The sequence below is a fragment of the Aeromonas sp. ASNIH7 genome (assembly GCF_002903485.1).
GTDB lineage: Bacteria > Pseudomonadota > Gammaproteobacteria > Enterobacterales > Aeromonadaceae > Aeromonas > Aeromonas caviae.
Genome location: NZ_CP026226.1, coordinates 2877501 through 2901351 on the forward strand (window position 1 = coordinate 2877501; position 23851 = coordinate 2901351).

A 23851-nucleotide genomic window follows, 5' to 3' on the forward strand; every position below is an offset into this window, starting at 1 on the left:
GGTGTAGACCCGAAACCGGGTGATCTAGCCATGGGCAGGTTGAAGGTTGAGTAACATCAACTGGAGGACCGAACCCACTAACGTTGCAAAGTTAGGGGATGACCTGTGGCTGGGGGTGAAAGGCCAATCAAACTCGGAGATAGCTGGTTCTCCCCGAAAGCTATTTAGGTAGCGCCTCGGACGAATACTACTGGGGGTAGAGCACTGTTTGGGCTAGGGGGTCATCCCGACTTACCAACCCCATGCAAACTCCGAATACCAGTAAGTACTATCCGGGAGACACACGGCGGGTGCTAACGTCCGTCGTGAAGAGGGAAACAACCCAGACCGCCGGCTAAGGTCCCAAAGTTCTGGTTAAGTGGGAAACGATGTGGGAAGGCTCAGACAGCTAGGATGTTGGCTTAGAAGCAGCCATCATTTAAAGAAAGCGTAATAGCTCACTAGTCGAGTCGGCCTGCGCGGAAGATGTAACGGGGCTCAAACCAGGCACCGAAGCCGCGGATTCACACTAAGTGTGAGTGGTAGGGGAGCGTTCTGTAAGTCTGCGAAGGTGTGTCGAGAGGCATGCTGGAGATATCAGAAGTGCGAATGCTGACGTAAGTAACGATAAAGGGGGTGAAAAGCCTCCTCGCCGGAAGACCAAGGGTTCCTGTCCAACGTTAATCGGGGCAGGGTGAGTCGACCCCTAAGGTGAGGCCGAAAGGCGTAATCGATGGGAAGCAGGTTAATATTCCTGCACGACTTGTAATTGCGATGGGGGGACGGAGAAGGCTAGGTGGGCCAGGCGACGGTTGTCCTGGTGAAAGTGCGTAGGTGGTGTTTCTAGGCAAATCCGGAGACACAACACTGAGACACGAGACGAACGCACCACGGTGCGGAAGCCATTGATGCCCTGCTTCCAGGAAAAGCCTCTAAGCTTCAGATTACAAGTCATCGTACCCCAAACCGACACAGGTGGTCGGGTAGAGAATACCAAGGCGCTTGAGAGAACTCGGGTGAAGGAACTAGGCAAAATAGAACCGTAACTTCGGGAGAAGGTTCGCTCTTGATGGTGAAGTCCCTTGCGGATGGAGCTGTCGGGAGTCGCAGTGACCAGATGGCTGGGACTGTTTATCAAAAACACAGCACTCTGCAAACACGAAAGTGGACGTATAGGGTGTGACACCTGCCCGGTGCCGGAAGGTTAATTGATGGGGTTAGCGCAAGCGAAGCTCTTGATCGAAGCCCCGGTAAACGGCGGCCGTAACTATAACGGTCCTAAGGTAGCGAAATTCCTTGTCGGGTAAGTTCCGACCTGCACGAATGGTGTAACCATGGCCATGCTGTCTCCACCCGAGACTCAGTGAAATCGAATTCGCCGTGAAGATGCGGTGTACCCGCGGCTAGACGGAAAGACCCCGTGAACCTTTACTACAGCTTGGCACTGAACATTGAACCTACATGTGTAGGATAGGTGGGAGGCTTTGAAGGCGTGACGCCAGTTGCGCTGGAGCCGTCCTTGAAATACCACCCTTGTATGTTTGATGTTCTAACGCAGGGCCCTGAATCGGGCTCGCGGACAGTGCCTGGTGGGTAGTTTGACTGGGGCGGTCTCCTCCCAAAGAGTAACGGAGGAGCACGAAGGTTGGCTAATCCTGGTCGGACATCAGGAGGTTAGTGCAATGGCATAAGCCAGCTTAACTGCGAGACGGACAGGTCGAGCAGGTACGAAAGTAGGTCATAGTGATCCGGTGGTTCTGAATGGAAGGGCCATCGCTCAACGGATAAAAGGTACTCCGGGGATAACAGGCTGATACCGCCCAAGAGTTCATATCGACGGCGGTGTTTGGCACCTCGATGTCGGCTCATCACATCCTGGGGCTGAAGTCGGTCCCAAGGGTATGGCTGTTCGCCATTTAAAGTGGTACGCGAGCTGGGTTCAGAACGTCGTGAGACAGTTCGGTCCCTATCTGCCGTGGGCGTTGGATGATTGAAGGGAGTTGCTCCTAGTACGAGAGGACCGGAGTGAACGAACCTCTGGTGTTCGGGTTGTCACGCCAGTGGCACTGCCCGGTAGCTAAGTTCGGAATCGATAACCGCTGAAAGCATCTAAGCGGGAAGCGAGCCCTGAGATGAGTCATCCCTGACCCCTTGAGGGTCCTAAAGGGCCGTTGGAGACCACAACGTTGATAGGTGGGGTGTGTAAGCGTAGCGATACGTTGAGCTAACCCATACTAATTACCCGTGAGGCTTAACCATACAACACCCAAGAAGTGTTTCTGGCCTTGTAGCGAATGAACGAACTACTCAAATTCAGTGGTAATGACAACGCACACTAGCGAAGTCGTTATTCACGTCAGCTTTCTGGATTAAGATTTTGCCTGGCGGCAATAGCGCAGTGGAACCACCTGACCCCATGCCGAACTCAGAAGTGAAACGCTGTAGCGCCGATGGTAGTGTGGCATTCGCCATGCGAGAGTAGGACACTGCCAGGCACCCAATTAAACGGTGATGTGAAGAATCACATAACCGGCTGCGAGGATGACACCTCACAAACAAGCAGCAAAAGATTTAGCGAAAGCTAACCGAATGCGGAGCGGTAGTTCAGTCGGTTAGAATACCGGCCTGTCACGCCGGGGGTCGCGGGTTCGAGTCCCGTCCGCTCCGCCACTAAATTGAAAGGCCTTCCCTGACGGGAAGGCCTTTTTGCTTTCTGGCGTCTGGATAAGAGCTCAGGGAACAAGAGGCAACCGACGGGTCTGCCGCCTGTTACTGACAACACGCCTCTTCCCCCCTGTGGTGCTTGCGTGCCTGGTATTGTCTCTTTGCCCAGGGCTTACCCTTCGCTCTGGTTTGCCTTTGCTCCTCCATGCTTTCCCAACCCGGCCAATCGACCGGGCTTTGTCGAGTCTGGAGATGAGCATCGCAAGCACGCGAATACGCTCTGGCCGAGAGTGCCAGAGGACCATCGGGAGCTCATATGCGGATAAGAGATAAGCAAAGCGCTTTTTCTTTCTTCATGGAATATGCATAAGCGGGCATGCTGTACTCAACCCAACGATATGGAGTATCACCATGAAACTGCGAATGACCGCTCTCACCGCTCTCTCCCTGCTGGCTCTCGGTCAGGTCCAAGCCGCCGAGGTGCGGCTGCTGAATGTCTCCTATGACCCGACGCGGGAGCTGTTCCAGGAGTACAACAGTGCCTTTGCCAAGGAGTGGAAGGCCAAAACCGGCGACGATGTGGTGGTGAGCCAGTCACACGGTGGCTCAGGCAAACAGGCTCGTGCCGTGGTGGACGGACTGGAGGCTGACGTGGTCTCCCTGGCGCTGGCCTATGACGTCGATGCGGTGGCCAAGGCAGGTCTCACCGCCAGCGACTGGGAAGGGCGTTTGGCCAACAATGCCTCTCCCTATACCTCCACCATCGTTTTCCTGGTGCGCAAGGGGAATCCCAAGCAGATCAAGGATTGGGGCGACCTGGTGCGCAAGGATGTCGCCATCATCACCCCCAACCCCAAGACCTCCGGCGGTGCGCGCTGGAATTATCTGGCTGCCTGGGGCTATGCCCTGAAGAAAAGCGGCACTGAAGAGGGCGCCAAACAGTTTGTCAGCGATCTGTTCAAGAATGTGAAGGTGTTGGACTCCGGGGCACGTGGCGCCACCACCAGCTTCATCGAACGCGGGCTCGGGGATGTGTTGCTGGCCTGGGAAAATGAAGCGTTGCTGGTGCTCAATCAGCCGGGCACCAGCGACAAATTCGAACTGGTGGTGCCCTCGGTCTCCATCCTGGCAGAGCCGCCGGTAGCCGTGGTGGACAAGGTAGCCAAGAAGCATGGTACCGAGGCCGTCTCCAAGGCTTACCTCGAGTATCTCTACTCTGACGAAGGGCAGCGCATCATCGCCAAATACCACTATCGTCCGAGCAATCCGGCGATCCTGAAGGAGACTGCGGCCCAGTTCCCCAACCTGACGCTCTTTACTGTCAAGGATCTGGAAGGAGATTGGGACAAGGCACAGAAGAAGCACTTCGCCCAGGGCGGATCGTTTGACCAGATTTACCAACCGGGCCGCTAAGAGACGCAGGCCCCTGTGACAACAGATAGGAGTACCACGATGAACAAGATCCTTCTGGTTCCCGGTCTGCACAACAGTGGGCCGGATCACTGGCAGAGCCGCTGGCACCAGCAATTTCCCCAGTGGCAGAGAATGATGGGTCTGCCCTGGGACAAGCCGGATCTCACGGTCTGGAGCGCAAAGCTGGCGAGCAAGCTCAGGAGCCGGCGCAGCCGGGTCCACCTGGTAGCCCACTCCTTCGGCGCTCTAACGGCCATCGCTGCCGCCAGACTGCAACCAGACAAGGTCTCCTCCATCTTCATCGTTGCCCCTGCCGATCCTGCCCGTTTCGGTATCCCGGATGAGGTGTTGACGGGGTCCATCAAGGTCTCTGCCCAGTTGATCGCCAGCCGCAATGACCCCTGGATGAGTTTCGAGCGGGCAGAGTTCTGGAGCCGGCAGTGGCAGGTGCCCTTGTTCGATGCGGGGGAGGTGGGCCATATCAATGCCCAGTCCGGCCATGGGGAGTGGCACCAGGGCCTCGCTTTGCTCGGTACCCTATACCGCCGTGCCGAAATGGTCGTGGAGCCTGCTCCTGCCGAGTGGGGCAAGCAGGCCGCACTCAGTTTTCGATGAGGGACCATCGGATTGTCTCGGCACGATTTCCAGGCGGGCTGGCAACTTGGCCAGCGTGACTGACTTTGCATGTTCCCGGTTTTACCGCTCCGTCTTTTAGGTCTTTTATTTATATAAAAGACCTTTTTTTATGCTTATCGCTCTAAAAGCCTTGTTCCACCATTGTTAGATAAAAAAGTGCTTAGCAAAGGCATTATTGGTGTTTGTTGTCCCTGGCCGCCGTGAGCAAAATCGTCACATCCAAAGTATTTATAACAAACGGATGTGTTATGCGATTAAGTTCTTATTCCGTCCTGCCAGGCCTGGGGCCAACGCTGGGCTTCAGTCTGCTCTATCTGGGCATACTGGTGCTGCTGCCGCTCTCGGCACTGGTGCTATTTGCGGTGAACAACCTGAGCGCCGCCGAGTTCTGGCAGGTGATCGGCTCCCCCCGGGTGCTCGCCTCCTTTCGCCTGAGCTTTGGCGCCGCTTTCATTGCCGCCCTGCTCAACAGTCTGTTCGGTCTGATACTGGCCTGGGTACTGGTGCGCTATACCTTCCCCGGCCGCAGACTGGTGGATGCGCTGATCGACCTGCCCTTTGCCATGCCGACTGCCGTCTCCGGCATTGCCTTGTGCGCCATCTTTGCCCCCAACGGCTGGATTGGCCAATGGGTCGCTCCGCTGGGCATCGAGCTTGCCTACAACCCCATAGGGGTGGTCATTGCCCTGACCTTTATCGGGCTGCCCTTTGTGGTGCGTACCCTGCAGCCGGTGCTGCGGGAAGCGGAGAGCGAGCAAGAGGAGGCGGCCGCGAGCCTGGGTGCCAACCGCTGGCAGACCTTCATCCGGGTACTGTGGCCGACCCTGGTACCTGCGCTGCTCACCGGTTTTGCCCTGGCGTTTGCTCGCGGCGTGGGGGAGTACGGCTCTGTCATCTTCATTGCCGGCAACCTCCCCATGGTGTCCGAGATTGCCCCCCTGATGATCATGAGTCACCTGGAGGAGTATGACTACGCCGGTGCATCGGCCATTGCGTCCGTCATGCTGCTCATTTCCTTTGTGCTGCTGTTGCTCATCAACAAGTTGCAAGCCTGGAGCTGGGCTCGCATCGGAGGAAGCCGTATATGAACGCCTCTACTGCACATCTCGATCAGGCCCAGGAGTCCGCTCCGGCCACCCCGGCGCGTCATCCTCCGGTGACCCATGAACCGGTCTGGGTCAAATGGCTGCTGGTCACCGTCGGTCTGGGCTGGTTTGCCGCCTTGCTGCTGTTGCCGCTGGCCACCGTCTTCATCCAGGCGCTGAGCCCGGGTCTGGCCTTCTTCTGGCACGCCATCAGCGAGCCGGATGCCCTGAGCGCCCTGGGGCTGACCGCCCTGGTGACGCTCTGCTCGGTGCCCCTGAACCTGCTGTTCGGGCTGGCCGCCGCCTGGGCCATCGCCCGGTTCCGCTTTCCTGGCCGGCAACTGCTTATCACCCTCATCGATCTGCCGTTCTCGGTCTCGCCGGTCATCGCGGGCTTGATGTTCGTGCTGCTGTTCGGCAGTCGCGGCTGGTTCGGCGAGTGGCTCAGCGAGCACGACATCAAGATCATTTTCGCTACCCCGGGGATCATCCTGGCGACCACCTTCATCACTGTGCCCTTCGTGGTACGCGAGCTGCTGCCCCAGATGGAGGCGCGGGGCCCGGAGGAAGAGGAGGCCGCCATCATGCTGGGGGCGAGCGGGTTGCAGATGTTCTGGCGGGTGACCCTGCCCGGCATTCGCTGGAGCCTGATGTATGGCCTGCTGCTCTGTACCGCCCGGGCGGTGGGGGAGTTTGGCGCTGTCTCCGTGGTTTCCGGCCACATTCGCGGCCAGACCAACACGCTGCCGCTGCACATCGAGATCCTTTACAACGAGTACCAGACCGGTGCCGCCTTCGCGGTGGCCAGCCTGCTGGCGCTGTTCGGGATCTTCACCCTGCTGGGGGAGACCCTGCTGGCCAGGCTGCGCGGCCAACCGACCCAGTCCCATTGATCCCGAATTAACGGTTATAGGAGAGGCATTCATGAGCATTCAGGTTCAAGGGCTCAACAAGCATTTCAATCAGTACGCGGCGCTGGCCGACATCAACCTCGATTTTCACGACGGTGAGCTGGTCGCCCTGCTCGGCCCCTCCGGCTGCGGCAAGACCACCTTGCTGCGGATCATCGCTGGGCTGGAACAGGCGGACAGTGGCAGCGTCATCATCCGCGGCGAGGATGCCTCGGATCTCCATGTGCGCGAGCGCAACGTTGGCTTCGTGTTCCAGCACTACGCCCTGTTTCGCCACATGACGGTGTTCGAGAACGTGGCCTTTGGCCTGAGGGTCAAGCCGCGCAGCGAACGCCCGGACGAGGCGGCCATCCGCACCCGGGTCAAGGAGCTGCTGGATCTGGTGCAGCTCAGCCACGTCGCGGCACGCTACCCGACCCAGCTCTCCGGTGGTCAGCGCCAGCGGGTCGCCCTGGCCCGGGCCCTGGCGGTGCAGCCCAAGGTGCTGCTGCTGGACGAGCCTTTCGGCGCCCTCGATGCCCAGGTGCGCAAGGAGCTGCGCCGCTGGCTGCGTGAGCTTCACGACGAGCTGCATGTCACCAGTCTGTTCGTGACCCACGATCAGGAAGAGGCCCTGGAGGTGGCGGATCGGGTGGTGCTGATGAACGCCGGCAAGGTAGAGCAGATTGGCACCCCTGCCGAAGTGTATGATCAGCCCGCCAGTGCCTTCGTGCACAGCTTCCTTGGCAGCGTGAACCTGTTTCGTGGCAGGGTGGCCGGGCAGGGGCTCGGCATCGGTGAACAGCAACTGGGTGGCCCCATCCCCTCCCATCTGGCAGAAGGGAGTGCGGCCATTGCCTATGTGCGCCCCCACGAGCTGGAGATCCTGCCCTCGGATGCCCCCGGTGGCATTCGCGCCACCATTACCCGCCTGCTGCCCATGGGGCCGCGCATCCGGGTGGAACTGCGTGGCGATGGGGAGACGGGAGGCGCCCACTACGAGGCCGAACTGAGCAAGGAGGCCGCCCGCGCTTTTGCTCCCGGCCAGGGGGTGCGCCTGGTGGCCAGGCAGGCACAGCTCTATCCCGACTACCAGATCTGAGGGCAAGCCGCGAGGTGCGGCCCTCTGTCAGGCTTGCTGCCGGGCCATGATCCCGGCAATCCATAACAAGAGGACGGTGGCACGAGCCACCGCCACTCAGCGCAGGAGGCGATGAGGTGAACTTTCAGCAATTGCGAATCATTCGGGAGGCGGCACGACGGGATTACAACCTGACCGACGTGGCCAATGCCCTCTTTACTTCCCAGTCCGGGGTCAGCCGCCACATTCGCGAGTTGGAGGAGGAGCTGGGGCTCGCCCTTTTCATTCGCTATGGCAAGCGTCTGCTCGGTATGACCGAGCCGGGCAAGGAGTTGCTGGTGATCGCCGAGCGTATCCTGGGGGATGCCGACAACATCCGCAAACTGGCGAGCACCTTTGCCAATCGCGACTCGGGCCGGCTGCTCATCGCGACCACTCATACCCAGGCCCGTTATGCCCTGCCGAGGGTAGTGAAGGCGTTTCGGGAGCAATTTCCCCTGGTACAGCTGGAGCTGCGTCAGGGGAGCCCGGAGGAGATAGTGCGGCTGGTGCAGACCGGTGAGGTGGACATCGGCATCAGCAGCGAGCAGCTCGACAAGAGCGAAGGGGTGGTGGCCTTTCCCTACTACCGCTGGCACCACAATATCGTCGTGCCGGAGCAGCACCCCCTCACCGCCGAGCGGGAGCTGACCCTGGCCGCTCTGGCCCACTGGCCCATCGTCACCTATCAGGCCGGCCTCACCGGTCGGGCACGGGTGGATGATGCCTTTGCCGAGGCGGGCATAGTGCCGCAGATCCTGCTGACCGCCCAGGACTCAGACGTCATCAAGACCTATGTCGAGCTGGAGATGGGGGTGGGCATACTGGCGGACATGGCGTTCGATTCCCAGCGGGACAAGGGGCTGGTGCAACTGGACGGCAGTCGGTTGTTTGCGCCGCACACCGCCTGGATCGGCCTCAAGCAGGGGCAGTTCCAGCACAACTTTGCCTGGCAGTTCATCCAGCTCTGCAACCCCGAGCTGGCGCTGGCGGAGATCCAGGCCCGCGCCATGAGCAACGAGCCCCTGCTCGACTATCAGATCTGAACCGAGGGATGGATGAAAAACGGGGAGCCATGGGCTCCCCGTTTGTTTGATGTTGACCTGATCTGGCACCGGAAGCGCCGAGCGGCTTCTCGCCAGGTCGGATACGTCCCATCACTGCGCTGTCCAGGCCTCCTGCCAGTGGGAGCCTACGCCCGGTTCATACTGGGTGGCCGTGCTCGCCCACTGGCTGCACCAGCCGCTGTAGGGGAAGGGTTTGCACTGATAGACCTTGCCGTTCTTCGGCTGCAGCACCCGGGTTCCGGCGGTGTAGGACTTGAGGCCGTCCGGGAAAGTGAACTGGTAATCGCCCCCGCTTGCCGGATCCTTGAACATGAGGTCCAGGGTCTGCTGCACCGCGTCACCACCGGCCTTGGGCTTGCCCTCGATCACCAGCTGATGGTGGCCTGCACTCAAGCCGGTCAGCGCCATGGAGAAACTCTGGCTGCCGTCCTTGATGTCGGCACTGCTCTGTCCCCTGGCGACACCGCCGTGGTCATAGAGGGTGTTGGTGATGGCGAGATCCCCCTGGGCCGTGACGGTGAAAGTCAGGGTGAGCTTGCCGTTGTCGAGCGTGTAGTCGCTCGCCAGACCGCTCACGCTGATCCCGTTCTCAACCGGGGGCTGCTGTTGCTCAAGCTGGATCTCGACCCGTTGCAGGTTGCTGCCAGCCTTGAGGTAGACCGGGTTCTGGCCATAGACGGGGTTGAACTGGCCGTCCGTGCCTTGCTGGCCCGCACGGATCTGGCTCTGCTCGGCGTTGATCTTGCTCGCCAGGGCGTGGGCCCAGTTGTTCTTCTGGCCCTGCTCGGTGCTGGCGATGGTCAGCTCGGTCTGGAGATCGGTGCGCTCGCCATTGGCATCGAACACCCGGGTTCTGGCTTTGTCACCCGCCACCAGGTCGATGGAGGGATAGATGGTCCCTCCCTGGTTCCAGGTCAGCGGTGGCTGGGTGCCATCCTTGAACCGGGCGTCGATCAGGTTGTAGAAGCTGTTGGCGGTATCCCCTACCTCCCACACCCCGAGAATGACCTGATAACCGGTACGCGGGGGCAGGGTGCACTGATGGGTCACCTGTTTGGGGGGCTGCACCATGTTGCCCTCGATGACGCAGAAGGGATTGAGATCGAACGCATCCCGGGTGAGGGGCTGGTTCGGGTTCCAGTCCTGCTTGGTGAGGTAGTAGCGCCAGTTGCGGGTCACGTGGTTGGCGGTGAAGGTCCAGCTGATGGCGAAGGGACCGGCCTGCACTTCACGCTTGGTCCAGCGATCGAGGGTCTGGGTGTTGAGCTCGCCGAATTGGGGGTGACCGGCCGAGGCTATCTGGCCGTCGGCGGGGCCGCCATCGGGGAAGCCGGAGGGGGCTTCCAGGCTCTGGGGTTCCCACTGGATGGCGCCACACTGGCTGTTGCCCCCTGTCTTGCACAGGTAGTTGCGCCCTTCGGGCTGGCTGATGTAGCCGTGAGCGAGTACGCCGCCACTGGCCAGCAGCGCCAGCGCTGCCGCGAGATGGGTGAGTCGGATATTTGCTGCCATACATTCCTCTGTTCGGTGATGTGGGCAGTCACGTTGGCAGGGGAGTTCCCCGAAACACGGTGCTGCAACCCCGCTATCCTGGACAGCTTGTCTTTAGACCGGAGGCTTTGCGTCCTGGCCTTTCAACCAGTTTGCCAAATGACTACAGAAAGGATCATGGTGCCGCCTGTGGCGACCACTCATCATGACTATATTTTGTTAAAAAAATAAGTGTGAAAATTGACAGTGCCATCTCATCGGAGCAGCGCATCAGCAGCAGATCACTCCATCGGGATCTGCGCGCTGGTTCAGTGCGAGAGGGTGGCCCGGGAGAGGCTCCCGTGGCCATGACAGGAAAGGAGCCCCTGCCAGACTGGCAGGGGTTCACGGGGCCACTCAGTGGCGGGGTTGCATGCCTGCTCGGGAAGAGGACGCCTGGGTCGGTCGCATCATCCTGTCCTGGGCTTGGGCGTTGTCCAGCTTGAACACCGCCAGTCGCTCGTCGAGGCTTCGGGAGAGACCGGCCAGCAGTTCGCTCTCCTGGGCCAACTGGGAGGCCGCCTGGGACATCTCGAGTGCCGAGTCGTTGATGCCGCTGACGTTGCGGTTCATGTCTTCCGCCACCATGCTCTGCTGCTCCGCCGCCGTGGCGATCTGGGTCGCCATGTCGCTCACGTGCTGGATGTGATTGACGATGAGGGAGAGATCCTGCCCCGCCTTCTCGGACTGGTTGACGCTGCTCTCCGCCAGCTTGCGGCTGGCGTCCATGGCGTTGGCGGCGGTGACAGCCCGTTGCTGCAACTGGGTGATGGTACTCTGGATCTCCTCGGTGGAGTGGCGGGTGCGACTGGCCAACTGGCGCACCTCGTCGGCCACCACGGCGAAGCCACGGCCCTGCTCGCCGGCCCGGGCCGCCTCGATGGCGGCGTTGAGGGCCAGCAGGTTGGTCTGCTCCGAGATGGCGCTGATGACCGCCGTCACCTCGCTTATCTGCATCACCCCCTCCTTGAGCTGGTTGACCTGCGAGGTGGCCTGATCCACCTCGGTGGCCAGCGCCTGGATGCCGTGCACGCTGGCATGGACATCCTGGTTGCCGAGCCCGGCCTCGCTGGTGGCATCCTGGGTGTCGCGGGCCGTATTCTCGGCGTGACCCGCCACGTCGGCGATGGTGGCGCTCATCTCGTTCATGGCGGTGGCGAGCTGGGCGAGCTGATCCCGCTGACTGTTGACCGCCTGGTTGGTCTGTTCGGCGGAGGCGGCGATGCGCAGGGCGGCATCCGCCACGTTGCGGGCCCCCAGGCTCGCTTCCAGCAGGGCGCGGCGGATGGCATCCAGCCCCTGGTTGGTGGAGCTGGCGACGGCGCCGAGCTCATCCCTGCCCAGCACCGGGATGCTGACCACCAGATCGCCAGCTGCGACCCGGGCCAGGGCCTTGTTGATCTCGGCCAGGGGATTGACGATGGAGCGGCTGATGGCGAGTCCCAGCAGCCCCATCAACAGGATCACCAGCAAGGTGGCGCCACCCATCCACTCATATTGCGACCACATAGTGGCCTCAATGTCCTGCAACAACACACCGGAGCCCAGGATCCAGCCCCAGGGCTGGTAGCCCGTCACCAGCGACATCTTCTGGGCCGCCTCGCCGGACGGGGAGACCCACTGATACTCCAGCCTGCCCTGGTGGCCGCCCTTGCCGAGATCCACCATGTGCTGCCAGTGGGACTCGGCAGGGTTGTTGCCCATCTGCTGGCCGACCAGCTCGGGTTTGGCGGGATGCACCACCACCCGACGGTCTTCATCCAGTACGAACAGGTAGTTGTCCCCGTCAAAGCGCATGCTGTCGAGCATGGCCTTGGCCTGTGCCTTGGCCTGCTCCGGGGGGAGGGTGGCGGCCAGGGCCTGGATCCGGCTCATGGCCAGATCCAGCACCGCCTGCAGCCTGGCTTCCCGTTCACTCATCAGATTGCGGTGCAGGGCACTGGCCGAGATGAGCAGCAGTGCGATGAAGCCGACCAGGGCCAGTGAGAGCAGCAGCATCAGTTTGCGACTCACGGCAATATCACCGAGCTTGAACATAGTCTTATCCTTACTTTCCCATGCGGGTCTGATTGTGGCCGTTCTAGCGGCCGGACCTGATTATTGTTGTTTTTAACATACCATTAACTTTCAATGGGTTGCGGTGGAAAACAGCCAATTGAGCAGTTTGACAACCAGTATAGCCAGCAGACAGAAACCCTCGCTTTTGATAGCGTGATGGCGCGCATCCCGGCGCACAATTTGTCTGCTCCATTCGCAAGAAGTGTGAATGGGTTGGCATTTCACCAAAAAGGAGTGGGCGCCCCCGTGGTCGCCCCATAACAAGAGGGAAGTTATGAGTTCCATTGCCAGGAATTATCTCAACCAGCTCAATGCCGATTACCTGCAGGTGCACAGACGCAAGGAGGACCTGTTCTGGTCCACCTACATGGGCACCAGCGACGATCAGGCAGGCTTCACCGCGGCCGAACAGGCCTACAAGGCGTTCTGTGCCGATCCTGCCCGCCTGCCGGTGCTGCGGGAGATGCATGCCCAGGCCGAAGAGGCGGATCTCAGGCGCGGCCTGGGGGGCTGGATCGCCTTCTTCGAGTGCAACGTCATCGAAGATCCCGCTGCCTCCGCCCTGATGGACGAGCTGGTGGCCGCCGAGGCGGATCTCTTCGCCCGTCGTAAGGGGTTGAAGCTGACCTTGCTGGACGAGCAGGGCCGCCAGGTCCCCGGCAGTCTGCCCGCCGCCAGCACAGCGCTGGCCGCAAGTCGCGACGAGCCGGTGCGCCAGAGCGCGCTCGCCATGTTCCACACCCTGGAGCAGTGGGTGGTCGACAACGGCTATCTGGCCATCGTCGCGCTGCGCAACCGCTTCGCCCGTGCCATGGGCTATCGCGACTACTTCGATTACAAGGTGCACAAGAACGAGCAGATGAGCCCGGAGCAGCTGTTTGCCATTCTTGACGACTTCATCGCCCGCACCGATGCTCGCTTGCACCAGAGTCTGGCGGAGCTGAAAGCGGCCAAGGGGGACGCAGCCCTGCTGCCCCACAACCTGCGCTACAGCGTGAGTGGTGACGTGACCCGCCAGCTCGACCCTTACGTGCCTTTCTCCCGGGCGCTGAAGGATTGGGTCGAGAGCTTCCGCCGCCTCGGCATCCAGTATCGCGGTGCCACCCTCACCCTGGATCTGCTGACCCGGGAGGGAAAATACGAGAACGGCTTCTGTCATGGCCCGGTGCCGAGCTTCTGGCAGGAAGGGGAGTGGGTGCCGGCGGTGGTCAATTTCACCAGCCTGGCCAATCCGGCCCAGGTGGGCAGCGGCTGGAGCGGGCTCAACACCTTGTTCCACGAGGGCGGCCACGCGGCGCACTTTGCCAACGTCACCGGCAACGCCCCCTGCTTCTCCCAGGAGTTTCCGCCCACCTCCATGGCCTATGCCGAGACCCAGTCCATGTTCTGCGACAGCCTGCTGGACGACGCGGACTGGCTCAAGCGCTACGCCAGAAACGCGGCGGGAGAACCCATCCCCGATGCGCTTATCCAGGCCATGATTGAAGCGCGCCAGCCATTTCGCGCCTTCAACGAGCGCCAGATTGCGCTGGTGGCCTACTTCGAGCGGGATCTCTACGCCATGGCAGAGAGCGAGCGCACCCCGGCCGCCGTGCTGGCCCTGGCCCGCAAGTGGGAGCGCAAGATCCTGGGGGTGGAGAGCCCGCGCCCGCTGCTGGCGATCCCGCACCTTCTGAACCAGGAGTCGGCCTGTGCCTATCACGGCTATCTGCTGGCGCTGATGGCGGTGGAGCAGACCCGCGCCTACTTCCTGAAACGCGACGGCTACCTCACCGACAACCCGCGCATCGGACCGGATCTGGCCGCCCACTACTGGGGACCGGGCAACGGCATGACCCATGACGAGACGCTGCAGAGCCTCACCGGCGAGGGTTTCAGTGCGGTGCCGCTGGCAGAGGCGTGCAACCGGAGTGCCGCCGAGGCGTGGCAACAGGCACAGACGTGCATGGCGGCGGCGCGGCAGCGCCCACCGGCAGGGGAGGGGACGCCCCTCGACGCCCATATCCGGGTGGTGCACGGGGCCGAGCTTATCGCCGACAACAGCGAGTCCGAGGCGCGCATGCTGGCAGACTTCGAGGCCTGGATCCGGCGCCTTGAGACCGCCGAACCAGTGACCCAGGCCTGAGCCCGGTGTTGCACCGTCAAAGGGCCCCATCAGGGGCTCTTTTCTTGTGCGTTGAGATGGCCTGACCCCATGGTGCCAGCCGGGGATTGGCGGGTGGACAGGCTCAAGTGTCACTGGCGGCGGCGCTGCCCGCTGGTTTTTCTCCCTGCGCCATCTTCCTGGCCTTGACGACCTGCGCTGAGGTGCCCGGTTGCAGGCAAGAGACGACGCCCAGCCCTTGGCAGGGCCTCTGCATGGCGGGTTGACGGCCATTTCCCCCTGCTGGCCACAGATATGTTTCTCCCGATATATTGAGTATTCACGGCGATCCCATATCATGGCGCTCGCTCGCCACCAGAGAGTGGCGACATTCAGATGATTTGCTAACAAGAGAGCCCAGAAGGCTCGCAGAGGGATGGATAGTGAGAGCCGTATTGCTGTGTTTGCTGGGGCTGTGGCCCGCGTTGAGTTTTGCCACTCTGTCCGCCGATATGGTGGTGGTGAAGAAGTCGAGTTACAGCCTGACCCTGATGAAGGATGGCAAGGAAGTGAAGCGCTACTGGATTGCCCTGGGCCCGGCTCCCAAAGGACACAAGCAGCGTGAGGGGGATCAGCGTACCCCGGAAGGTCGCTATACCCTGGACTACAAGAAGAGCAACTCCGGTTTCTACAAGGCTATTCACATCAACTACCCGAATCTGGACGACATCAAGCGCGCCAACGAGCTGGGTGTGAACCCGGGCGGCATGATCATGATCCACGGCCAGCGCAACAGCCTGGGGGATCGCAGGGTGCAGCCGTCCAACTGGACCAATGGCTGCATTGCGGTGCTGAACCACGAGATGGACGAGATCTGGAACGCCATCGAGCCAGGCACCCCCATCATCATCGAGCCCTGATCCCGCCTGCCAACGCCCGCTCTCATGCGGGCGTTGCATTTGTCGCAGACCATGACGTGACACAGCCTCCTGCGCCGTGCTAGTTTTTCCGGTTCGCATTGGCTGTGACAAGGATGATCCCATGATGTCGGAAACCCGCCTCCCTGCGCCCGAGCGCACGGGGGCGCTCTGGTGGCGTGCCACCCTGGATATGCTCCCGCTCTCCATTTCCGTCATCCCTTGGGGAATACTGTGTGGCGCCCTGGCGCTTCAGGCGGGTATGAGCCCGCTCCAGGCACAGCTGATGTCGCTGCTGGTCTATGCGGGGGCGGCCCAGCTCTCGGCCACCACCCTGTTCGGGGCGGGGACGCCGCTGCTGCCCATCATGGGCTCCACCATGGTGATCACCTCCCAGCATCTGCTCTATGGCTTCACCTTCCGGCGCGACGTGCTGCCGCTCTCCCTGCGCTGGCGGGCCAGTCTCGCCTTCTTCCTGACCGACGAGATGTTTGCGGTGGCGCTGAAAGACAGGGAGCGCAGCGGCGCCTTCAATCCCGCCTATGCGCTCATCGCGGGCTTTGTCTTCTATCTGTTCTGGAACCTGGCGACCCTGCTCGGCATCGCCGCCGGCCAGTACATTGACGGGCTGGACAAGATGGGGCTGGATTTTGCCATCGCCGCCACCTTTATCGCCATGACGCTCCCCGCCATGAAGAACCTGCCCATGGTGGCGGCCACCCTGGTGAGCGGCGGGACGGCGCTCGTCACCAAGCCGCTGCTGGCGGAGATCCACATCATCGTCTCGGCCCTGGCCGGCATGGTGGTGGGCTATGTGCTGCACCGGATGAGGAGGTGATCATGGGCTGGCTGATGATAGGGCTGCTGGCCCTGATCACTTTCTTCAACCGTTTTGCCTTCTTCTCGCGGTTGACCCGCTATCAGCCGGGGGCCGAGATGGGGGCTTTCCTCAGCTTCTCGGCCCAGTCGGTGCTGACCGCCATCTGGCTGCCCATCGTCTTCAGCTATGAGCCCGGCCACGGGCTGGACTGGGATCCGGACTACCTGGCCGCCACCCTGCTGGTGACGGTGCTGACCCTGCTGCGCCTGCCTACCCTGGTGGTGGTGGTCGTCGGCATGGGGGGCTTCTTCCTGCTGCGCTGGCTGGGGGGCGTGGCCCTGTTCTGGCCCTGGTGAAGGGCGTGCCGTGATCCGGCATGGCGGATGTCTTGATGGGATATCCGCCCTGTTGGGAATGTCACTTCAAAAAAGGCCTCTCAAGTGTGAGGATTTTGGCTCCACCCGCCACGGAGTGAACCATGTCCTTCACCGAAACCTGCCAGCGCATCGTGCGCGACCCTCTGCTCTCACCGGCCCAGAAGAGTCGGGCCTTGGCGCTCGCCGCCGAAAACGCGTTGCCTTACCCCGAGTTGCCTGCAGACGTCGCCGAGGCGATGACGCAAGGGGTGCTGTGCGACATGTTCGAGGGACACGCCCCCTACAAGCCGCGCTATGTGCTGCCGGACTACGAGAAGTTCCTGACCCAGGGCTCAGCCTGGCTGGAGCTGGCACCGCCGCGGGATTTCGATGAAGCGCTCGATGCCCTGCGCATCCTCTATCACCACGTTCCTTCCGTCACCGGCATGCCGGTCTGGCTGGGGCGCCTCGATCACCTGCTGCTGCCCTTCGTCGGTGAGCTGGATGATGAAGCGCTCCATCGCAAGTTGAGGGCCTTCTGGATCTACCTGGATCGGGTGCTGCCGGATGCCTTCATGCACGTCAACATCGGCCCCGATGACAACCGGATCTGCCGCCTGATCCTGCGCATCGACAACGAGCTCAAGCAGGTGGCCCCCAACCTCACCTTCTTCCACGATCCGGAGCAGACCCCGGACAGCCTGCTGCTGCAAGGGGTCGAGAACATCGCGGCCTGCAGCAAACCCCACATCGTCAACTATCCGCTGCACAGGGACACCTTCGACGAACGCGGCTTTGGCATCGTCAGCTGCTACAACGCCCTGCCCCTGGGGGGCGGTGCCAATACCCTGGTGCGCCTCTCCCTCAAGGGCGTGGCCGGGCAGAGCGCAGGGGTTGAGGATTTCATGGCGCGCACGCTGCCTCACTATTGCGAGCAGGCCTCGCGACTCATCGAGGCGCGCGCCGCCTTCCTGCACCGGGAGTCGGGTTTCTTCGACAGCTTCCTGGTGGAGGAGGGGCTGATCGAGGAGGCGCGCTTCGTCCCCATGTTCGGCATCTACGGCATGGCGGAAGCGGTGAACCTGCTGATGGAGAAGGGAGGCTTGCCGTGGCGCTATGGCCATGACGATGAGGCCAACCAGCTTGGCTATCGCATCTCGGCTCGCCTCTCCGAATGGGTGGCCAGGAGGGGCCAGACCCATGCCTGGGGCGGCCGCGCTCTACTCCACGCCCAGGGGGGACTCAGCGTGGACAGGGGCGTGACTCCGGGGGGTCGGATCCCCTATGGCGAGGAGCCGGATCCCGCCAGTCACCTGCTGGCCCTGGCGCCCCACCACGGCTACTACCACTCGGGGAGCAGCGAGATCCTGACCCTGGATCCCACCATACGCCAGAATCCGCAGGCGCTGCTGCAGCTCTGCAAGGGGGCGCTCGCCATCGGCATGCGCGAGTTCACCGCCAACGTGGCCGACAGCGATCTGGTTCGGGTGACCGGCTACATGATCCGCAAGAGCGACGTGGCCCGCTTCGCAGAGGAGGGCTCGCGGTTGCAGACCACCTGTCTTGGTGCCGAGGCGAGTGACGTGACCGCTATTCGCCAGCGGGCACCGCGAGTGGTGGCCAATGAGTCGACCATCAGCCAGTACTGAGCCGAGTCCGATGGATGAAGCTCTGCTGACGCGCAGCGCCCTGGTGAGCAGGGTGCTGCCTTTTTCCTGCGTAGACGGGCCGGGCAACCGGCTGGTCTTGTTTCTGCAAGGGTGCAACTTCCGCTGCCCCGGTTGTCACAATCCCCACACTATCGGGCTGTGCGACGATTGCGGCGACTGCCTTGCGGTCTGCCCGAGTGGCGCCCTCGCCATGAGCGAGGGCAAGGTTCATTGGCAGGAGGCGCTCTGCACCGATTGCGACGCCTGTCTGGAGGCCTGCCCGCGCAGTGCCAACCCCAAGACGCGCCAGATGTCGGTGGCCGAAGTGCTGACCTTGCTGCGCCGCTATGGCCCGCTGCTCACCGGCGTCACCGTCTCCGGCGGGGAGGCGACCACCCAGTTGCCCTTCGTGATCGCCCTGTTCACGGCCATCAAGGCTGCGCCGGATCTGGCCCGTCTCACCTGCCTGCTCGACAGCAACGGATCCCTGGGTGAAACGGGTTGGCAGCGGCTGTTGCCGGTGCTGGACGGCGCCATGATAGACCTCAAGGGGTGGCACGAGCCCGTGCATCTGGCCCTGACCGGGCGGGGCCGCGAGCGGGTGCTGGTATCGCTGCAACTGCTGGCGCAGGCGGGCAAGCTGGCGGAGGTGCGGCTGCTGATGGTGCCGGGGCGGAGCGATTTTCTCGATGCCACTGGCGCGCTGGAGGAGGCGTTGACGACCTTTTTGCTGTCGCTGGGGCCCGTGCCCATCCGCCTCAACGGCTTTCGCCACCACGGGGTGCGAGGGGAGGCGCTGTCATGGCCAGAAGCCGGGTTGGCTGATCTGACAGTGCTTGCCAACGCATTGAAGGCCAAGGGGTTTGGGTCGGTGATGCTGCCTGCGATCTGAGCTCTGCGGCACGTAGGGATGCTGTGACCCGATATGACGCAACTGTGAACTCTGTCTATAGGGGCTGTCCGAGGGGACGGCTAGAATGGGCAAACCGTCCATCACCAACAGATACCCATGAGTGAATCCAACGCCCTTTATCGAGTGCAGTTCATTTGTCACAGCGAGCGTTACGAAGTCTATGTAAGAGAGGTGAATCAGGGCCAGCTGTTCGGCTTCATCGAGATCGCCCACTTCGTGTGGGACACCCACACGGCGCTCATCGTCGACCCCAGCCACGAGAAGCTGAAGAGCGAATTTGCCGACGTCACCCGCACCCTGATTCCCATGCACCACGTGCTGCGGGTCGATCAGGTGCGCAAGCAGGGGGCCGCCCGCATCACCGAACTGGGCAACAACGTCACCTCTTTCCCAGGCCCCATCTATACCAAGAAGCCCTGAGTCCTGCCGCCAGGCATCATTGTGGGGCGTCCAGCTCCCGGGCCAGTTGCAGGATGCGCTGACGGAACCAGCGCAGGGCGGGATCTTCCCCCAGGGGGCCATACCACACCAGGCTGTGGCTCACTGCGCCGTAATCGAAGGGGACGGGGCGGCTCACCAGCCCCTGGGTACAAGCCCGGGTAGCCCAGCCCTTCACGGCTGTGAGAATGAGATCGCTCTGGCGCAGCAGGGCGGCGGCGCTGCCAAAATCCGGGAGGGTGGCCCCCAGTCTGCGCCGTACCTGGCGCTGGGCCAGACTCTGCTCGAAGAAGGGATCGGCCAGCTCCTGATCGCGAATGGCGATGTGGCGCCAGCTCAGGTAGGCATCGAGATCCCAGGGGCGCGTCAACGCCGGATGATCCGCGCGCATCAGGCAGACCAGCTCGTCCTCCCGCAAGGTTTCCCAGACGAGGCCGGGCTGATTGACCCCGGGCTGGCTCTGATCGTGGGGCAGGATCACGAAGTCGAGCTTGCCCGCCGCCAGAGCAGCCAGTCCCTGCTCGTCCTTGTTACGCACGACGGGCATCAGCCCCGGCACCTCCTGCATCAACTGACCCAGTACGGCCCCCATGGGCCAGATCATGCTGCTCTCCCGCATCGCCAGGTTCAGCTCCCCCTGCCAACTGGCGGGATCGAAGCCGCCCTGGCCGGTGAGGCCGTTGAGCTCCCCCAGCAGGCGGCGCAGCGTCGGGCCGAGGCGTTCGGCAAACGGGGTCAGCTGCAACTGATTGCCCTGGCGGTAGAGCAGCTGATCGCCGAGCAGATCCCGCAACTGGTTGAGGGTCTTGCTGACGGTGGAGGGGGTGGTGCAGAGCCGCTCGGCGGTGCGGGTGACGCTTTGGCTGTCGAGCAGCAGATGCAGGGTCACCAGGTGGCGACCGCCGAGGCGGGAGAGGGCAATGAGATCCATCACGGTTCCACGGGCAAGGGGACAAACGAAAAGCCCCGCCTGAGCGGGGCTTGCGGGCTTAGCCCTTGAGCACGGCGGCCATGGCGTCGGCCACGTAGTCGACGTTGCGGCTGTTGAGGCCCGCCACGCACATGCGACCGGAGCGCACCAGGTAGACGGCGAACTCTTCCCGCAGGCGGTCCACCTGCTCCGGCGTGAAGCCGGTGTAGCTGAACATGCCGCGCTGGTTGATGAAGTAGCCAAAATCGCGGCCCGGCACCTTGGCACTCAGCACCTCGAACAGCTTCTGGCGCATGGCCTTGATGCGGGTGCGCATCTCGGTCACCTCACCGACCCACATGGCGTGCAGTTCGGGCTGGCTCATCACCGCCGCGGTGATCTGGCCACCGTGAGTGGGGGGGCTGGAGTAGTTGCGGCGCACGGTGGCCTTCATCTGGCCCAGCACCCGGCCCGCCTCTTCGGCATCCTGGCAGATGACCGACAGGCCGCCGCAGCGCTCGCCGTAGAAGGAGAGGTTCTTGGAGAAGGAGTTGCTGACGAAGAAGCTGACACCGGCGGCCACCATGGCGCGGATGGCATAGGCATCCTCTTCCAGCCCGTCACCGAAGCCCTGATAGGCGATGTCCATGAAGGGGATCAGGTTCTTCTCGACCACCAGGGCGATCACCTGGTCCCACTGGGTACGGGAGAGATCCACCCCGGTCGGGTTGTGGCAGCAGGGGTGCAGCAGCACGATGCTTTTCGCAGTCAGGCTGCTCAGGCAGTCGATCATGGCGTCGAACTGCACGCCGCCGGTGGCCGCATCGTAATAGGGGTAGTCGTGCACCTTGATGCCGGCCCCCTCGAACATCGCCTTGTGGTTGTCCCAGGTGGGATTGCTGACCCACACCTCGGAGGTCGGGAAGTAGCGCTTGAGCAGATCGGCACCGATCTTCAGGGCGCCGGAGCCACCGATGGTCTGGATGGTGGCGATGCGACCCGCCTTGACCGCTTCGTGCTCGGCGCCAAACAGCAGGTGCTGCACCGCGGTGCGGTAGTTGGCGGCGCCTTCCATCGGCTGGTAGGGGCGCGGGGCCGGGGCGGCGGCGCGCTGCGCTTCGGCCTGCTGCACCGACGGCAGTAGCGGAATGCGGCCCTGCTCGTCGTAATAGAGGCCAATCCCCAGGTTCACCTTCTGCTCGCGGGTATCTTTGTGGAAGGTCTCGACTAGCGTCAGTATGGGGTCGCCAGCATAGGCATCGACGTGTTCAAACATGGGGGGTCCTTGAAGTTGACTGTCCAATTCGGCCGGCCATCAGCCGGGCCGATATGATGGCGCAATCCAGAGGTGGCCTCAAGTTGTTCGAGATGGCGACAGGGCTGACAAAGTCTGTCGCAGTGGTGAATGCGGGGCCCTTGCCAGGATCCTGCATCCCGTCTGCACGTTCCCCCCATTTTGTCAGAGAAGGCTGCCTTATCGGCATCGTTTGGATAATATATGGATGCATACGGCCCCTCTCATTCCCCTCCCACCCATCCGGGGGAGCCAGGTTCGGCGCCGCCTGAGACAAAAGAAATAGTTGCATAATAGTCAGGCTATTCTTTTGACAACCATTGCAGTATGCCCGGCCCCTTCGGGGGGCCCACGATAACAGGTGACTCATCGCCGATGACCCGACATGTTTCTGATGCCGATTCCCCCTGGCTGGACTGGCACGGCCTGGGTGGCTGGAATGTCTATTTTCTTGCCAAGTTCGCCCTGCTCTGGGGGGGATATCTCAACTTCCACCCCCTGATCAACCTGGTGTTTGCCGCCTTCCTGATCTTTCCTCTGCCAAGGGCCGGGTGGCGCCGTGCGCGGCACTGGCTGGCGTTGCCGGTGGGGGCGGGGATCTTCTATCACGATACCTGGTTGCCGGGGATAGAGAGCATTCGTGCCCAGGGCAGCCAGGTCTTCTCCTTCACCCTGGATTACTGGGCTGAGCTACTCGGGCGTTTCATCAATTGGGAGATGGTCGGCGCGGGGTTCGTGCTGCTGACGCTCTATCTGTTCATCGCCCAGTGGTTGCGCTTCACCCCCTGGATCCTGCTGGCGCTGCTCTGGCTCTGGGTCTCGCCCCAGGTGAGCAATCCCTTCGCGAGCAGCAAGGGGGCGAGCGAGCACGTCGTGAACACGTCCCGGGAGGAGACCCGCCCCTCAGTGCTGCCCATGGAGGAGCAGCTTGACCAGAGTGCCCCGCCGACCAACGAGAACCTCAACGCCTATCTCGATGACTTCTATCGGGAGGAGCAGGAGAGGCTGGTGCACTTCCCGGAAAGCCTGCCAGCCCAGGCGACCCCCTTCGATGTGCTCATCATCAATGTCTGCTCCCTGGCCTGGCGTGACGTGGAGGCGAGCGGCCTGACCGGGCACCCGGTCTGGTCCCACTTCGACATTCGCTTCAACCGCTTCAACTCCGCCACCTCCTACAGCGGCCCGAGCTCCATTCGCCTGCTGCGGGCCAGTTGCGGGCAGACCAGCCACCAGGGGCTCTATGTGACGGCGCCGAAGCAGTGTCTGCTGTTCGAGAATCTGGCCCAGCTCGGCTTTGCCAAGCAGGTGGCCATGGATCACTCGGGGGATTTTGGCAACTACCTGACCGGCCTGCAGCAGTATGCCGGGCTGGATGTGACCCCCATGGACAAGAAGGGGCTGGCCCATGATCTCGCCTCCTTCGATGGCGAGCCCATCTATCGCGGGGATGCCCTGTTCGGCCGCTGGCTGAACGAGCGGACACAGAGTCAGGCGGCACGCAACGTCACCTTCTTCAATCTCATCGCCCTGCACGATGGCAACCGCTATGTGGCGAGCCGCCAGATAGCGCCCTACAAGGCGAGGCTCAAGACCCTGCTGGATCAGCTGGACGACTTCATGACGACGCTGGAGCAATCCGGCCGCAAGGTGGCCGTGGTGATGGTGCCTGAGCATGGCGCCGCTCTCACCGGCGACAAGATGCAGATGGCCGGGCTGCGGGACATTCCCAGCCCGAGCATCACCCAGGTGCCGGTGGGGGTTGCCCTGCTCGGTACCAAGGCGCCCCACGAGGCGACCCGCAACGTGGACACCCCCAGCAGTTTCCTGGCGGTATCAGAACTGGTCTCCAGGCTGGTGGGGAAGGATGTGTTCGGGAGCGAGACCATCGATTGGGATGCCCTGCTGGGCGACCTGCCGCAGACCCCGTCGGTGTCCGAGAACCAGGGCTCGGTGGTGATCGAATATCAGGGCAAGTACCACATCAAGCTGGGGCAGGGGGACTGGGTCCCCTATCCCCAATGAGACCGGA

The 23851-nt window shown here is 62.3% G+C and carries 18 protein-coding genes, 1 tRNA gene, 2 rRNA genes and 1 riboswitch (1 of these 22 running past the window's edge); of the genes, 17 read left to right on the top strand and 4 right to left on the bottom strand.

Going from position 1 to position 23851, the window contains the following annotated elements:
* The 9 genes from C2U47_RS13545 to cbl all read left to right on the top strand — a co-directional run.
* Nucleotides 1–2238: ribosomal RNA gene (locus C2U47_RS13545) — 23S ribosomal RNA — on the top strand; it begins 651 nt to the left of the window's first position.
* A gap of 121 nt (nt 2239–2359) precedes the next feature.
* Nucleotides 2360–2474, top strand: a 5S ribosomal RNA gene (gene rrf, locus C2U47_RS13550).
* Nucleotides 2475–2572: 98 nt separating this feature from the next.
* Nucleotides 2573–2649 (top strand) — tRNA-Asp (locus C2U47_RS13555).
* 405 nt (nt 2650–3054) lie between these two features.
* On the top strand, nt 3055–4056 hold the full coding sequence (locus C2U47_RS13560; protein WP_042014565.1) for a sulfate ABC transporter substrate-binding protein: 1002 nt from the start codon (nt 3055–3057) through the stop codon (nt 4054–4056).
* A 39-nt stretch (nt 4057–4095) separates the two neighbouring features.
* On the top strand, nt 4096–4671 hold the full coding sequence (locus tag C2U47_RS13565) for an RBBP9/YdeN family alpha/beta hydrolase (RefSeq protein WP_010672824.1): 576 nt from the start codon (nt 4096–4098) through the stop codon (nt 4669–4671).
* A 269-nt stretch (nt 4672–4940) separates the two neighbouring features.
* On the top strand, nt 4941–5780 hold the full coding sequence (cysT, locus tag C2U47_RS13570) for a sulfate ABC transporter permease subunit CysT (protein WP_039039454.1): 840 nt from the start codon (nt 4941–4943) through the stop codon (nt 5778–5780).
* Nucleotides 5777–6670, top strand: coding sequence for a sulfate ABC transporter permease subunit CysW (cysW, locus tag C2U47_RS13575; protein ID WP_010672826.1), 894 nt, complete (start codon nt 5777–5779; stop codon nt 6668–6670). Before cysT ends, cysW begins: the two co-directional genes overlap by 4 nt.
* Nucleotides 6671–6701: 31 nt before the next feature.
* Complete coding sequence (locus tag C2U47_RS13580; protein WP_010672827.1) at nt 6702–7769, top strand: sulfate/molybdate ABC transporter ATP-binding protein; 1068 nt, start codon at nt 6702–6704, stop codon at nt 7767–7769.
* A gap of 116 nt (nt 7770–7885) precedes the next feature.
* Nucleotides 7886–8833, top strand: coding sequence for an HTH-type transcriptional regulator Cbl (gene cbl / locus C2U47_RS13585; protein ID WP_010672828.1), 948 nt, complete (start codon nt 7886–7888; stop codon nt 8831–8833).
* 111 nt (nt 8834–8944) lie between these two features.
* Here cbl and gbpA read toward each other — a convergent pair whose 3' ends face one another.
* Both gbpA and C2U47_RS13595 read right to left on the bottom strand, forming a co-directional pair.
* Complete coding sequence (gbpA, locus tag C2U47_RS13590; protein WP_103261694.1) at nt 8945–10366, bottom strand: N-acetylglucosamine-binding protein GbpA; 1422 nt, start codon at nt 10364–10366, stop codon at nt 8945–8947.
* Nucleotides 10367–10426: 60 nt separating this feature from the next.
* Nucleotides 10427–10512, bottom strand: a riboswitch (cyclic di-GMP riboswitch).
* Between the two features lie 229 nt (nt 10513–10741).
* A complete protein-coding gene (locus C2U47_RS13595; RefSeq protein ID WP_103261695.1) occupies nt 10742–12421 on the bottom strand; it encodes a methyl-accepting chemotaxis protein in 1680 nt (559 codons plus the stop codon).
* 295 nt (nt 12422–12716) lie between these two features.
* On the opposite strand from C2U47_RS13595, the gene C2U47_RS13600 reads away from it, so the two are divergent.
* The 7 genes from C2U47_RS13600 (at nt 12717) to C2U47_RS13630 (ending at nt 19600) form a co-directional block, all read left to right on the top strand.
* Nucleotides 12717–14567 carry a M3 family metallopeptidase gene (locus tag C2U47_RS13600; protein WP_103261696.1) on the top strand — a complete coding sequence of 617 codons (1851 nt, stop codon included), beginning with the start codon at nt 12717–12719 and terminating at the stop codon, nt 14565–14567.
* Between the two features lie 401 nt (nt 14568–14968).
* Nucleotides 14969–15445, top strand: a complete 477-nt coding sequence (locus C2U47_RS13605) for a L,D-transpeptidase family protein (RefSeq protein ID WP_029313677.1) — start codon at nt 14969–14971, stop codon at nt 15443–15445.
* Between the two features lie 121 nt (nt 15446–15566).
* Entirely contained in the window at nt 15567–16280 is a 714-nt protein-coding gene (locus tag C2U47_RS13610) for an AzlC family ABC transporter permease (protein ID WP_103244220.1), read from the top strand.
* A gap of 2 nt (nt 16281–16282) precedes the next feature.
* Nucleotides 16283–16618 (top strand): AzlD domain-containing protein, encoded by a 336-nt coding sequence (locus C2U47_RS13615; RefSeq protein WP_010672834.1) that lies wholly within the window; start codon nt 16283–16285, stop codon nt 16616–16618.
* Between the two features lie 122 nt (nt 16619–16740).
* Nucleotides 16741–18267, top strand: coding sequence for a YjjI family glycine radical enzyme (locus tag C2U47_RS13620; RefSeq protein WP_103261697.1), 1527 nt, complete (start codon nt 16741–16743; stop codon nt 18265–18267).
* A gap of 10 nt (nt 18268–18277) precedes the next feature.
* Nucleotides 18278–19159, top strand: a complete 882-nt coding sequence (locus tag C2U47_RS13625; RefSeq protein ID WP_162624112.1) for a YjjW family glycine radical enzyme activase — start codon at nt 18278–18280, stop codon at nt 19157–19159.
* Nucleotides 19160–19276: 117 nt separating this feature from the next.
* A complete protein-coding gene (locus C2U47_RS13630; RefSeq protein ID WP_039039461.1) occupies nt 19277–19600 on the top strand; it encodes a DUF1820 family protein in 324 nt (107 codons plus the stop codon).
* Between the two features lie 16 nt (nt 19601–19616).
* Here C2U47_RS13630 and C2U47_RS13635 read toward each other — a convergent pair whose 3' ends face one another.
* Nucleotides 19617–20549: a LysR family transcriptional regulator gene (locus tag C2U47_RS13635; RefSeq protein WP_103261698.1), complete on the bottom strand. Its 933-nt coding sequence runs from the start codon at nt 20547–20549 to the stop codon at nt 19617–19619.
* A 58-nt stretch (nt 20550–20607) separates the two neighbouring features.
* Nucleotides 20608–21804 carry an amino acid aminotransferase gene (locus tag C2U47_RS13640; protein WP_103261699.1) on the bottom strand — a complete coding sequence of 399 codons (1197 nt, stop codon included), beginning with the start codon at nt 21802–21804 and terminating at the stop codon, nt 20608–20610.
* Between the two features lie 393 nt (nt 21805–22197).
* On the opposite strand from C2U47_RS13640, the gene bcsG reads away from it, so the two are divergent.
* Nucleotides 22198–23844 carry a cellulose biosynthesis protein BcsG gene (gene bcsG, locus C2U47_RS13645; protein ID WP_041214509.1) on the top strand — a complete coding sequence of 549 codons (1647 nt, stop codon included), beginning with the start codon at nt 22198–22200 and terminating at the stop codon, nt 23842–23844.
* The last annotated feature ends 7 nt before the right edge of the window (nt 23845–23851 follow it).

Excerpts from the sequence above, each read along its gene's own strand:
- C2U47_RS13580 (WP_010672827.1), top strand. The coding sequence starts at position 6,702 with ATGAGCATTCAGGTTCAAGGGCTCAACAAGCATTTCAATCAGTACGCG.
- C2U47_RS13620 (WP_103261697.1), top strand. The coding sequence starts at position 16,741 with ATGTCCTTCACCGAAACCTGCCAGCGCATCGTGCGCGACCCTCTGCTC.
- C2U47_RS13565 (WP_010672824.1), top strand. The coding sequence starts at position 4,096 with ATGAACAAGATCCTTCTGGTTCCCGGTCTGCACAACAGTGGGCCGGAT.
- C2U47_RS13625 (WP_162624112.1), top strand. The coding sequence starts at position 18,278 with ATGGATGAAGCTCTGCTGACGCGCAGCGCCCTGGTGAGCAGGGTGCTG.
- C2U47_RS13630 (WP_039039461.1), top strand. The coding sequence starts at position 19,277 with ATGAGTGAATCCAACGCCCTTTATCGAGTGCAGTTCATTTGTCACAGC.
- gbpA (WP_103261694.1), bottom strand. The coding sequence starts at position 10,366 with ATGGCAGCAAATATCCGACTCACCCATCTCGCGGCAGCGCTGGCGCTG.
- C2U47_RS13600 (WP_103261696.1), top strand. The coding sequence starts at position 12,717 with ATGAGTTCCATTGCCAGGAATTATCTCAACCAGCTCAATGCCGATTAC.
- C2U47_RS13595 (WP_103261695.1), bottom strand. The coding sequence starts at position 12,421 with ATGTTCAAGCTCGGTGATATTGCCGTGAGTCGCAAACTGATGCTGCTG.
- bcsG (WP_041214509.1), top strand. The coding sequence starts at position 22,198 with ATGACCCGACATGTTTCTGATGCCGATTCCCCCTGGCTGGACTGGCAC.
- C2U47_RS13615 (WP_010672834.1), top strand. The coding sequence starts at position 16,283 with ATGGGCTGGCTGATGATAGGGCTGCTGGCCCTGATCACTTTCTTCAAC.
- C2U47_RS13610 (WP_103244220.1), top strand. The coding sequence starts at position 15,567 with ATGATGTCGGAAACCCGCCTCCCTGCGCCCGAGCGCACGGGGGCGCTC.
- cysW (WP_010672826.1), top strand. The coding sequence starts at position 5,777 with ATGAACGCCTCTACTGCACATCTCGATCAGGCCCAGGAGTCCGCTCCG.
- C2U47_RS13635 (WP_103261698.1), bottom strand. The coding sequence starts at position 20,549 with ATGGATCTCATTGCCCTCTCCCGCCTCGGCGGTCGCCACCTGGTGACC.
- cysT (WP_039039454.1), top strand. The coding sequence starts at position 4,941 with ATGCGATTAAGTTCTTATTCCGTCCTGCCAGGCCTGGGGCCAACGCTG.
- C2U47_RS13560 (WP_042014565.1), top strand. The coding sequence starts at position 3,055 with ATGAAACTGCGAATGACCGCTCTCACCGCTCTCTCCCTGCTGGCTCTC.
- C2U47_RS13640 (WP_103261699.1), bottom strand. The coding sequence starts at position 21,804 with ATGTTTGAACACGTCGATGCCTATGCTGGCGACCCCATACTGACGCTA.